This is a genomic window from Bacillus cereus group sp. BfR-BA-01330 (genome assembly GCF_022663885.1).
GTDB lineage: Bacteria > Bacillota > Bacilli > Bacillales > Bacillaceae_G > Bacillus_A > Bacillus_A cereus.
The window spans coordinates 234,417-246,862 of record NZ_JAKUGK010000001.1 but is presented as its reverse complement, the minus strand read 5'-3'; the positions used below and the strand labels follow the sequence as shown (position 1 = coordinate 246,862).

Below are 12,446 nucleotides of genomic sequence, written 5' to 3'. Positions count from 1 at the left end.
CGCACCCCTTATGTAAAGGCTTTCTTTATTACGGAGTAATTTTCTTTAAATACCCTTCTAACTGTTCTTTCGTTTGTTCCCCTATAATTTGCTCCACTACTTTTCCATCTTTATCAATCAAAAAGCTTGTCGGTAAAGGACCTACTCCATATGTTCCTATAATCTTTTGTCCTTTATCAATGGCAACTGGGAATTTCAAACCATATTGGTTCACAAAGTTCTTTACTGCAATATCCGTTTCATCTGCATCTAACGCTATGATTTCAACGCCTTTTTCTTTATACTTTGGATATAATTCATTCATATAAGGCATTTCTTTTTCACAAGGTTTACACCACGTGCCCCAAAAGTTTAAAAATACACCTTTTCCCTTTAAATCTTTTAGTTCAATTTTCTTTCCTTCTAAATCCGTCACAATAAAGTTAGGTGCTTCTTTTCCGATTTGCATTTTCTCTTTATTAGCAAAGAATCCTTGATAAAGAGTAAATCCTACAGCACCACATAAAATGAGTAGAATAATAACGCGAAATAATAAGCGATTTTTCTTCATATTACCTCTCCTCTCCTCGGTAAATGTTATGTATTATCTTCTGTAAATGTTGTATTGAATAAATCACCAGCAGAGCACTCCACTGGTGAATTTTTAACTCTATAGCTTATCTTGGCTTTGTAGAAGCAAGCGCGCGTAATTGTTTCACCTCATGTGGTGTCAATTCTCTCGCATCACCAGGTCGCAGGCTTCCTACTTCTAAGAAAGCATAACGTTCACGTTTTAATTTCACTACTTTACAGTCTAACGCTTCAAACATACGACGTACTTGACGATTACGTCCTTCATGAATTGTTAATTGTACAATAGCCATCTCTTTACGCTTGTCCCAAGAAATAATTTTCACACGTGCTGGTGCTGTTTTACCGTCTTCTAACGTAACACCGCGTTCTAACATGCGAATTTTCTCACCTGTTAATGGCCCTTTTATTTTTGCAACATATGTTTTTTCAACTTTATATCTAGGATGCATTAATACGTTTGCGAAGTCCCCATCGTTTGTCATTAATAATACACCAGACGTATCATAATCTAAGCGTCCGATTGGGAATAAACGTTGTGTAATTTCCGGGAAAAAGTCCGTTACAACACTTCTTCCTTTATCGTCTGATACACTTGAAATTACGCCAGTTGGTTTATATAGTAAAAAATAAACAGGTTCTTCTTTTTCAAGAGGGATATTATTTACTTCTACTTTATCTTGAGGAGTTACTTTTGTCCCTAACTCTTTCACTATTTTTCCATTAACTTTCACTTTTCCTTGCTGAATTAATTCCTCAGCCTTTCTTCTCGATGCAATACCTGCTTGCGCAATCACTTTTTGTAATCGTTCCATTTCTTTTTTTCACCTCGAATTTATCTTACCTTACATTAGAAAGACTTGGCAACCGCATACGCTTTACGGCTATTCGCTTCATCTTACTTAAACAACATAGCGATGATAATAAACATATAAAGGTCAAATCATGTTTTTACCCTTTATTATTGTCCATATTTTTCATATTTCTCACAATAAAAGTTCATCATTTTGTCAAAAATACCACATAAAAAAACCACTATTAAGCTACACCTTAATAGTGGTCGTATACGTATTATAAGCGAAATAGCGTAAAAAATGAATAGTATTACTGAAACAATAAAGAAACGAACACAATTGAGCATATAATCCCGATTAAATCTGCAAAAAGTCCTACTTTTAGTGCATCCCCCATTTTTCTAATCCCAACCGCTCCAAAATATACAGTTAAAATATAGAAAGTCGTATCTGTGCTCCCTTGCATCGTAGAAGCCAATCTCCCAATAAACGAATCTGGCCCATATGTTGCAATTAAATCGGTCGTAATACTTAAACCAGCAGAGCCTGAAATAGGGCGTATAAGTGCTAAGGGTACAATTTCTGCTGGAACATGGATCAAATCTAACATTGGCTTCATTACCGATATCATTGCATCTAACGCACCTGAAGACCGGAATATAGAAATAGACACAAGCATTCCAACCATAAACGGTAAGATGGAAATTGCAATTTGAATCCCTTCTTTTCCTCCCTCAACGAACGATTCATACGTCGGCACTTTCTTTATTGTGCCATATAAAAGGATAAAACCAATTACACAAGGGATTACCCATAAGGAAATTGTATTTACAATGCTCATTTTTTCCGCCCCTTTCTACTCCTTCTTCGGTAAAAATAGCGGTCAATCCAAATTGCCCCAATCATAGAAAGTACTTGTGCAATAAATGTTACCCCAACAATTTCAGTAGGATTCGCTGATTCATACGTCATTCGAATGGAAATGACTGTCGTAGGAATTAATGTAATAGCTGATGTATTTAATGCTAGAAACGTCACCATAGAACGGCTCGCCGAATCCTTTCCTCCATTTAACTCTTTCAGTTGTTCCATCGCTTTAATACCAAGAGGGGTCGCTGCATTACCTAGACCAAAAAAGTTTGCCATCATATTTGATAGAATAAATCCCATAGACGGATGATCCTTTGGTATTTCTGGAAACAACCTTTTTACTATCGGCATAAAAAGTGTAACTAATTTTTTTAACAATCCGGCTTCCTCTGCAATTTTCATTAAACCGAGCCAAAATACTAAAACACTAATAAGTCCTATACAAATCGTTACCGCATCTTTTGCTCCGTCAAATACAGCTTTATTCACTTCTTCCATCGTTCCATTTATCATGGCGTATACAATCCCAATGACAGCCATCGCTACCCATACGAGATTAACCATCGTTCCCAACACCTATCATGTAAGAAAAAATTTCTTTCACATTATTCCAGTAAAGTCCCGTTGTAGCTACTAACTTTCGTTTACTATAAAATAAATTCCGTTCTCCAACTTTTTCATTACCAACATAAATGTCTGTCTTCCCAACCTTTACTCCATCCGTAAGTTTTGTACTTTTATCGAGTTCAACTTTTAATACTACGTTCTTTTTTTCTTCTTCAGTTAACGGTACCGAAAAACTATTTTTCGTATAAACATGGTTGGCATACTTCTTTTCATTTATTTCAGCAATTGCTCCTTGTCCTAAAACTTTCGTTTGTTTGAAACGGTCAAAACCTTTATCAAACAAATTCATATGATCATCCCAATCACTAGAGGCACTCAAAGTTACGACAATTAAATCTAGTCCACCTTTTGATGCCGTTGTAACAAGCGTTCGCCCAGCTTTCTTCGTAAAGCCTGTTTTTCCCCCTGTTGCAAATTCATAATAAGACGTTACCAGCTTATGTTTATTTTTCCACGGGTAATCCCAAGAATCTGATTTATATGTTTTGGTTCCAAAGATTTTCTTAAATGTCTCGTTTCCCATTGCATATTTCGTTAATAATGCCATATCGTAAGCCGACGAATAATGTGATCCATCTCCATCTAAGCCATGAGGGTTTGAGAAGTGCGTATCTTTCATTCCAATTTCTTTCGCTTTTTGATTCATTAAATATACGAATCCATCTATACTCCCACCCACACTTTCAGCAATTACTTGCGCTGCGTCATTACCAGATCTAAGCATGAGTCCGTATACTAAATCTTCTAACTTCACTTTTTGTCCAGGCTTTAAATAGATTGCCGATCCTTCCACCCTCACCGCTTCATTACTAACTGATACCATTTCTTTCATCTTCCCTGATTCAGCAGCTAATAAGGCGGTCATAATTTTTGTTATACTAGCAATTTTTTGAGGCTCATGTTCTGCCTTTCCGTATAATACACGACCAGACTGTTGCTCCATTAATACAGCATTTCGAGCACTAACATTGCTGTTCATCTTTGCATATGTAGGAATCGGCATAACGCTTGCATACATCATAAGAAGCGTAATGATTACACAAATTCGTCTCATATTTCCCCCCACGTCCTTTTGGCACTTTTTGTACAAGTGTATGCTTGGCCTTTTAAAATATGAACGAAATCTTCCTTCTACTTCCATTAAAAAAGACGCAGAGAATTTGCGTCTAATATGGTGTCCATTCAATTTGTTTCGCAGTTTCAAATCTTTTTTCTACATCAGGCCAATTTACAACATTCCACCAGTTTTTAATATATTCATCTTTTCGATTTTGGTATTGTAAATAATACGCATGTTCCCAGACATCTAGTACAAGGAGCGGTATCGTATCCCATTGTGTAAATAATTGATGAAGTGTACTTTGCAAAATTTCTAACCTTCCAGACCGGGGTACCCAAACGAGAATTGCCCAGCCTGAACCTTCTACTTTAGAGGCTGCTTCTGTAAAATGTTTTTGGAAACGTAAAAAGCTCCCAAAATCTTGTTCAATTTGTTGTGAAAAAGTTCCTCTTGGACTTCCACCACCGTCTTTTTTCATGTTATTCCAAAATATCGTGTGTAAGTAATGACCTGACCCATGAAAAGCCGCTTCCCTTTCCCAATGCTTAATTAAATCAAATTTATTTGTTTTTCTCGCTTCTTCCATCATCTTCTCTGCTTTATTTAATCCTTCCACGTAACTCCGATGATGTTTATCATGATGTAACATCATAATTTCTTTAGAAATATACGGTTCTAACGCATTATATGGATAAGGTAATGGCGGGAGTGTATGTCCTCCAATTGGGACAGCTCGTTCACTATCCCCTCTTTCATATAATTCATATTCCTCTTCTTCTTGCATAAATACTTCCTGCAAGTGATGCTGAATATGTTCTACATCATCGCTTATTTCATACATAAACTCTGCATCTGTTTCATACTCATGCTCTTTCATACGCTCTAATAACGTCTGAATTTTATAAGCAAGCATATGGACATCATACACTTCCATTGCGCGACTATCTAATACGTGAAGAACACTTTCACACCAATTTTCTACTTCATGAAAGTAATCTGTAAATACACCTTGCTGATTCATGTTGCACCTCCCTAATGCTATCCACTTAACTATATTCAATGAAAATCCCTTATATAACTGTACAAAAGGAAAAGAAGCTAAGTCACCTTAGCTTCTTTTCCTCAATCAATATTTGTGTAACATCTTTGTCTGATAATCCGTCTCATAATATTCTAGTTCTTCACGCATCAATTGAAATTTACCTTCTAAACTCTTCATCACTTGCTCTAAAGATGCAGGTGGTGTTTGTTGAAAAACGATAGAATTTTTCCCTGTATATGCAGACCGACTATTTTCATACCAATGATCACTCTTCGGTGAAAAAAACTCTGCAATTACTTGATGGTAAATCTTATATAAAATTTTTTCAGCTGCTGTTTTTCGAAATGGCTGGCTATTCAACAAAACAAAACATGCATCCTGTCCTTCTTCGCAAAAAACGAGAAGTCGTCTCATTGATGCTAATAACCCTTTATAATATCGCTCATTCCCTGCTGGTGTTTCCTCTAATAAAGAAGGTAACGTATGATAATTTACATAATTGGTTATCAAATTAATAGCATCTTCTAAAAATATAGAAACTTGTTCTGTTTGATTTTCAACCATCAAATTAGACATTTTTTCTCTCTCCTTTGCCATTTCACGCTATTTCTACTCTTTTATTTTTATGTAATTCAGCCAATATTTCTTGTACTTTCGACACCGTTCCCTCATCAAAATATTGTTGAAATTCTTCCATATTATTTAAATACAAACGTTTTTGCGCACGAAGCTCCTTATCTTTCATTAAACAACATGTCGCTACAATATCGCGCAAATATATGTTTTGTTCTTCTACTTTATACACTGGATTTCCTTCAAAAGGAGTAATTTCTTGTAAAACTTCTTCAAAATATCGAACGTATAAAACCGAAAAAGTTTTCTCTTTACCATTTAATATATATGTCACTTCAGATCTGTTAAAAAAATCTTCTGATGTATTAGGTTTCTCTTTTTCTAACTCATATCCTACGTAACCTTTTATAATCATATACTCCCCCTCACCCTTCTTTCACCTTATTCTAACTTAATTTTCCGATAAACGAAATATTCTTTTAAATATACCTATATAAAAAATAGCTCCCCTATACAGGAAATTACCTTTTTATTTTTCTTGAAGTTTGTCATAATAATATTATTGTCTCAGTTTTCTTATACAAGGAGAGTTGTATTTATGTCGTTTTCATGGAAACGTTTCTTACAAATCGGGAAAATTATCTTCCCATTTGTTGTATTAACAATTGTATTCTTTCAAGCAAAAAAAGAATTAGCGGGCATTTCTTTTTTAGAAGCGATTGATACAATTAAAAACATTCCAACTGGAGGAGTCTTTTTAGCAATTACACTTGGTGCATTCGCTGTATCAACAATGTTCTTTTATGACTATGTTATGCTTCGTTACTTAAAAGCTGATATTCCTGTCCAAAAGATTTTCCGTATCTCGTGGATTGCTAATACTTTAAATGGATTTATCGGGTTTGGTGGTCTTGTTGGAGCCGGCGTACGCACAATGCTTTATCGTCCATATATAAAAGAAAATGGAAAACTTATTAAAAGTATCGCTTGGATGACAACTGCCTTTATTAATGGATTAGCCATTCTTTCATTTCTTGGTCTTATCGGAATATTAGACACGAGATTTATTTTGCATGAAAAACCATGGCTATGGCCTGTTCTTATCTTCTTCGCTCTTTTCGTCCCTATATATATCGGATTTTCTAAATTAAAAAATAGAAAAGCGACGCAAACAGAGGAACAAGAAGAAGAGGAGAAAAACCCAACTGTTTTATACTCATTAGTTTCATTAGTCGAATGGGTATCTGCTGGTATTGTTATGTACGTCATATTACTATTATTTGGCATTGAAATCGAATTCCAAAAGTTTTTAGGCGTATATGTTATTGCTGCTTTAGCTGGTGTCGTTAGTCTTGTTCCTGGTGGCCTTGGATCATTTGATCTTGTCTTCTTAACTGGGCTTGGGCAATACGGCATCGATACAGGTGTTTTACTCCCTGCTATGTTATTATATCGTCTCGTCTATTACATCTTGCCCTTCTGCCTTGGTCTCATTTTTGCAGCTTTTGAAATGACAGGAGTAGCCATTAAAAAGTTTGAAGATAAACCTTTTATTGCGCCTGCATTAGAGACAACTGGTGTTATATGGACTTTGCAGCGTGACTTTCTAGGAAAGTTAGGTTCTTGGGCATCTGCTGCTTTAACAGTATTTGCTGGCTTAATGGTTATTTTATCAACCATTCTACCGACAAGTATAAATCGGGCACACGCCTTACATATTCTAGCTCCAAAACATCTTATTCAATTTTCTTTTAGCTTATCGCTAACATTCGGTATTCTCCTCCTCATTCTTTCGCGGGGGATATATTACGGAACAAAACGTTCTTATTATATGACGATTGTTTCTTTAATTGGAGCGGCTATTTTTAACACACTAAAAGGAATTGATGTTGAAGAAACTTTTATTTTATTAATCGTACTCGCTGTATTGTATATGCTTCGTAAAAGGTTTGTACGTGAGAAAATGGAAGTCTCACTTTCCGATATCGTAAAAGTTTTTATATTCCTACTTGTAACGTTATATTTATATAAAAACTTAGGTATTTTATTTGCAGGTGCAAAAGAAGCTTTCAAACCTGATTTTGTCGTTCGTAATATTACACAAGTAAAACGAAGTGCATTAGCAGCTGCCTTTTTTGTTCCTACTTTTTTACTAATTGGTTCACTCATTGCAAATCGTTATCGAAATGAATTTCCCGGGCAACCAGCTAATGATAAACGATTACAAAACTTCTTAGATGAACATGGTGGAAATGTACTTAGTCATTTAGGTTTTTTAGGAGATAAACAGTTCTTTTTCAGTAGTGATGGAAAAGCACTCATTCTCTTCTCAATAACTGGAAAACGACTTATTGTACTGGGTGATCCAATTGGGGACCCTTCCTCCTATCGTACTGTATTGCAAGAGTTTTTAGCTGAGGCTGATCGATTTGGATACATTTGTGTATTCTATCAAATTGAAAGTAAATGGATGAGTTTATACCACGATTTTGGTTATAACTTCTTTAAGCTGGGTGAAGAAGCTGTTGTTGATTTAAATACCTTTACAATAACAGGAAAGAAACGCGCTGGCATGCGAGCTACTTTCAACCGTTTTGAAAGAGAAGGCTATACATTCTCTATTCATGAGCCACCTTTATCCGACGAATTATATGAAGAGTTAAGAAAAGTTTCAGATGCATGGCTTGGTGGAAAAAAAGAGAAAGGTTTTTCACTCGGATACTTCGATCGTGAATATATTAGTCGCGCTCCTATCGCAACATTATCTGATGCGGATGGAAAAATTATTGCATTCACAACATTCATGCCTGTATATCAAAACGGATCATTATCTGTCGATTTAATGCGATATTATCCAGATGCGCCTAGCGGCATTATGGACGCAATTTTCATCCACTTATTCCAGTGGGCAAAAGAAAATGAATACCACTCCTTTAATATCGGTATGGCACCACTTTCAAATGTTGGTTTATCCACACAGTCTTTCTGGTCTGAACGAGTGGCTGCTGCAATCTTTAATAACGTTCGTTATACGTATAGTTTCAGCGGATTACGACATTTTAAAGAAAAATATAAACCAGCATGGAGCGGTAAATATTTAGCATTTAGGAAGAATCATTCTTTACCAATTACAATGCTCTCTGTAACAAAATTAATAGGAAAAAGAAAAAACAGCTAAATTCTTAGCTGTTTTTTCTTTTTTGAACTTGTACAATAAATTCTTTTTCATACTTCTTACCATTTATATAGAAATTCCCCCACATTTTATACGTGCCCTCGGCAGGAAATGTAATTCGGTATTGTAATTGCTCATCCGTATCTACAGGCATAGCGTATAAAAAATTCTCCTTCGTTTCATCCACTATATAGAGTGACTCTACTTCTCCTCTCTCTGAATGCAATTTCAATTTTTCACCCTTTTTCGCTTGAAACTGAAATGTTAACGTAACTGGTTCATTCGGATGTAATGCGCCAAATAAAAGAGAAACTTCATACTCTCCTATTTTTTTTGTAAGTACACTGTCGATTGGAAATTTCACTTTTTTCTTATTGTTCTCCTCTTTCGTTCTACCAAAATTCTTCCTAGCGAATGACTCTACGGACTTATTTTTGTCTTCGTATAAAAATATTGTATATTCTTCGTCTTTTGCTATTTTGGAAGATAACTTATATGACCCGTTCCCTGCAAATGTGGGTTTAATTTGTTGTATGTTTTTTAACTGTCCATCTACAATCACTGCCCGCATTTGATCATTTACACCACGAATTTCATTATTCTTGTTGTTTAACAACTGAAATACAATATCTACTTTCTCATTTCCCTTTCCATTTGAAACATCCCACTTTACTTCCTGAACATCTCCTACAGTCTCTTCGTTTTCTTGATATTTTTTTATGTAAAATCCTCCTGCCACAATAAGTACTAACGCAATAAGCCCAATGACAAGATTTTTCAAAACATCACCTACCATTTCTATTGTCTCTATTCATACAAAACTTCTTAAGATATATATTCTAGATTATGATTTATGAAATCCTCCTATTTTGCACATATTACAAATAATAAAAAGATTTTAATTGAAAGGATTCGTAGTGTATAATGCAAATGATATTGATTTCTATCAATACATTATAAGGAGGACTTTTTTATGAGTGTACATATCGAAGCAAAACAAGGCGAAATCGCTGAATCTATTCTATTACCTGGTGATCCATTACGTGCAAAATATATCGCTGAAACATTTCTAGAGGACGTTACTTGCTATAATAATGTGCGTGGTATGTTAGGTTTCACTGGAACTTATAAAGGAAAACGTGTATCTGTTCAAGGTACAGGTATGGGTGTTCCTTCTATTTCTATTTATGTAAACGAATTAATCCAAAGCTACGGAGTTAAAAATTTAATTCGCGTTGGAACTTGCGGTGCAATTCAAAAAGATGTAAAAGTTCGTGATGTTATTATCGCAATGACGGCTTGTACTGATTCTAATATGAACCGTTTAACATTCCCAGGATTTGATTTTGCACCAGCTGCAAACTTTGACCTTTTAAAGAAAGCTTATGATGCTGGAACTGAAAAAGGATTACACGTTCGTGTCGGTAACGTTTTAACAGCAGATGTGTTTTATCGTGAAAGCATGGACATAGTTAAAAAACTTGGAGATTACGGTGTATTAGCAGTAGAAATGGAAACAACTGCTCTTTACACATTAGCAGCGAAATACGGTGTAAATGCATTATCTGTATTAACAGTTAGCGATCACATCTTCACTGGCGAAGAAACAACATCTGAAGAGCGTCAAACTACATTTAACGAAATGATTGAAATCGCTTTAGATGCAGCAATTCAACAATAATACACTAAAGAACTTGTCATACGTCTGGCGAGTTCTTTTTATGTGACTTTTTATAAATAACTACTTTATAAAGAGACAGATTTCTCCCCTCTACTTTCTTGTAACGTTTGTTATAATGAAGTGAAACTTTAATCAGTGGAGGTTTTTTCCATCCCCCACTGATTATTTGTTGAACCAATCGGATTTAACGGGATAAAGAAATCATTTACAGTATTTCTCATAAGAGGTGACGCAGTGAAAAACAGAAGTATTGTCTTTAAACTATTTTTATTAACATCCACTTTATTTACAATCATATTCCTACTTTTTTTCCTAGGACAATCTCTATTTTTAGAGAAATTTTATATTAATAAGAAAGTAAAAACAGTCCAAACTGCTTTTGAAAAATTCGTAGATAATTATGATAAAAGTGATAAAAGTTATGAGCAGGTTAGAAAACTAAAACAAGAATTTCATGATAAAACAAATGCCGATATGCAGTTTTTGGATTCTAACGGTATTATTAAAAGTGATAACAATTACTATATCGATGTATTTAATCCCAACAATAATAAACAGTATTCCATTCCACTCAACAATCTTTTAACACCAGAAGAATATAATAAATTCGAAAATTTAGGTTTAAAAAAAGATGTAATAATCAATGTTGATGGAGTCGTACAAGAGAATAATATAATCACACCACAAAAATTAGGAACGAATTATAATCAATGGCAGAACGAACATTTCTATTCGGATTTTCAGTCAATTAATGGTAACCCTTCTAAGAACAGACTTGCAAGCCGATACAAATCTACAACTCGAATCGTCTTTACAGGTGTTATAACTAAGTTACAGCTCCCATCCAAAGCGGAGGTTCGTCTTGCAAATGATATTGAAACATTACAAGCCGTTCAATATTTTGCAGATATGATTAGAGAGGGAACTTCTAACTCGAACCAATTAAGTACTTTCATATTAGATGGCGGAGAAAATATAAAAAATAGTATCTTTGTAAAACCGATTATAGAAAATGGAAGGATTACAGAATACGCTTTTGCGATAGCATCTTTGCAGCCTGTTAATGAAGCGATGCTCGTTTTAAAAGATTATTATGTCTATGCCTTAATCATCGTGTTTCTCGTAATTATTTTGTTATCCTTCTACTACTCAAAAATCATTGTTAAGCCATTAATTAAAATAAATCGTGTTACAAAAAAAATGGCTAATTTTGATTTCAGCGAGAAATTACCTGTTACAGCTGACGATGAAATTGGCGGGCTTTCTGGCAGTATCAATACATTATCTGTAAATTTAAAAGATCGAATCGATCGATTAAATGTTGCTAATACAAAGTTACAACAAGATATTGAACGTGAACGTCAATTAGAAAAAACAAGAAAAGAATTCATTTCTGGCGTATCACACGAATTAAAAACACCGCTAAGTGTAATTAGAAGTTTTGCAGAAGGAATTAAAGATGGTGTTAGTAAGGATACTTCGTATTATACTGATGTTATTTTAGAAGAAACAGAAAATATGAACAGGCTGATTGTTGAAATGTTAGAATTAGCAAAGTTGGAATCTGGTACTTACAAACTAGATATGACGACGTTCTCAATCGGTGAATTAACGCAACAAGTCTACACAAAATTATTATTTAGCATGGAAGAAAAACATTTACAAGTGAACATCGATGCAGACCCTTCTATACTTGTTAAAGCAAATCGCAGTCGCATTGAGCAAGTAGTTGTGAACTTACTAAGTAATGCAATCCGTTATACGCCAGAGGGAGAAAAAATACAAGTCTCCATTATAGAAGCAGAAGATACCGTAAAAGTCGAAATCGAGAATACAGGAAACCCTATCCCTGAAGAAAGTCTTGAAAAAATTTGGGATCGCTTCTATCGTCTAGATGCATCACGTAGCCGTCACACTGGAGGTACCGGTCTCGGATTATCTATTGTAAAAAACATTTTAGACCTCCATCATGCCGAATACGGTGTGTATAATACGACTAACAGTGTTGTATTCTATTTCAATTTACAAAAAGTAAAAGAAGTCAAATAATTTGT

At 34.7% G+C, this 12,446-nt stretch carries 12 protein-coding genes; 3 read left to right on the top strand and 9 right to left on the bottom strand.

What is annotated here, in order from left to right:
* Positions 1 to 28: 28 nt before the first annotated feature.
* From resA to MR112_RS01310, 8 genes are all read right to left on the bottom strand, one after another.
* Positions 29 to 550: a thiol-disulfide oxidoreductase ResA gene (gene resA / locus MR112_RS01345; RefSeq protein WP_000742192.1), complete on the bottom strand. Its 522-nt coding sequence runs from the start codon at positions 548 to 550 to the stop codon at positions 29 to 31.
* A gap of 106 nt (positions 551 to 656) precedes the next feature.
* Complete coding sequence (gene rluB / locus MR112_RS01340; RefSeq protein ID WP_000440556.1) at positions 657 to 1,385, bottom strand: 23S rRNA pseudouridine(2605) synthase RluB; 729 nt, start codon at positions 1,383 to 1,385, stop codon at positions 657 to 659.
* 289 nt (positions 1,386 to 1,674) lie between these two features.
* Positions 1,675 to 2,205 carry a spore maturation protein SpmB gene (spmB, locus tag MR112_RS01335; protein WP_000029514.1) on the bottom strand — a complete coding sequence of 177 codons (531 nt, stop codon included), beginning with the start codon at positions 2,203 to 2,205 and terminating at the stop codon, positions 1,675 to 1,677.
* Entirely contained in the window at positions 2,202 to 2,798 is a 597-nt protein-coding gene (spmA, locus tag MR112_RS01330; RefSeq protein WP_000247811.1) for a spore maturation protein SpmA, read from the bottom strand. The genes spmB and spmA overlap by 4 nt, the downstream gene beginning before the upstream one ends.
* Complete coding sequence (gene dacB, locus MR112_RS01325; RefSeq protein WP_001252638.1) at positions 2,791 to 3,915, bottom strand: D-alanyl-D-alanine carboxypeptidase DacB; 1,125 nt, start codon at positions 3,913 to 3,915, stop codon at positions 2,791 to 2,793. The genes spmA and dacB overlap by 8 nt, the downstream gene beginning before the upstream one ends.
* A gap of 112 nt (positions 3,916 to 4,027) precedes the next feature.
* Complete coding sequence (locus tag MR112_RS01320) at positions 4,028 to 4,942, bottom strand: superoxide dismutase (protein WP_001075741.1); 915 nt, start codon at positions 4,940 to 4,942, stop codon at positions 4,028 to 4,030.
* Between the two features lie 105 nt (positions 4,943 to 5,047).
* Complete coding sequence (locus MR112_RS01315) at positions 5,048 to 5,539, bottom strand: YpuI family protein (protein ID WP_000067557.1); 492 nt, start codon at positions 5,537 to 5,539, stop codon at positions 5,048 to 5,050.
* A gap of 22 nt (positions 5,540 to 5,561) precedes the next feature.
* Positions 5,562 to 5,951 carry a hypothetical protein gene (locus MR112_RS01310; RefSeq protein WP_242244729.1) on the bottom strand — a complete coding sequence of 130 codons (390 nt, stop codon included), beginning with the start codon at positions 5,949 to 5,951 and terminating at the stop codon, positions 5,562 to 5,564.
* Positions 5,952 to 6,134: 183 nt separating this feature from the next.
* Between MR112_RS01310 and mprF the strand changes: the two genes are divergently transcribed.
* Positions 6,135 to 8,714 (top strand): bifunctional lysylphosphatidylglycerol flippase/synthetase MprF, encoded by a 2,580-nt coding sequence (gene mprF, locus MR112_RS01305; RefSeq protein ID WP_226369078.1) that lies wholly within the window; start codon positions 6,135 to 6,137, stop codon positions 8,712 to 8,714.
* Between the two features lie 4 nt (positions 8,715 to 8,718).
* Here mprF and MR112_RS01300 read toward each other — a convergent pair whose 3' ends face one another.
* Complete coding sequence (locus tag MR112_RS01300; RefSeq protein ID WP_000232610.1) at positions 8,719 to 9,507, bottom strand: hypothetical protein; 789 nt, start codon at positions 9,505 to 9,507, stop codon at positions 8,719 to 8,721.
* A 177-nt stretch (positions 9,508 to 9,684) separates the two neighbouring features.
* On the opposite strand from MR112_RS01300, the gene deoD reads away from it, so the two are divergent.
* Entirely contained in the window at positions 9,685 to 10,392 is a 708-nt protein-coding gene (gene deoD, locus MR112_RS01295; protein ID WP_000110703.1) for a purine-nucleoside phosphorylase, read from the top strand.
* Between the two features lie 234 nt (positions 10,393 to 10,626).
* Positions 10,627 to 12,441 carry a sensor histidine kinase gene (locus MR112_RS01290; RefSeq protein WP_000797516.1) on the top strand — a complete coding sequence of 605 codons (1,815 nt, stop codon included), beginning with the start codon at positions 10,627 to 10,629 and terminating at the stop codon, positions 12,439 to 12,441.
* The last annotated feature ends 5 nt before the right edge of the window (positions 12,442 to 12,446 follow it).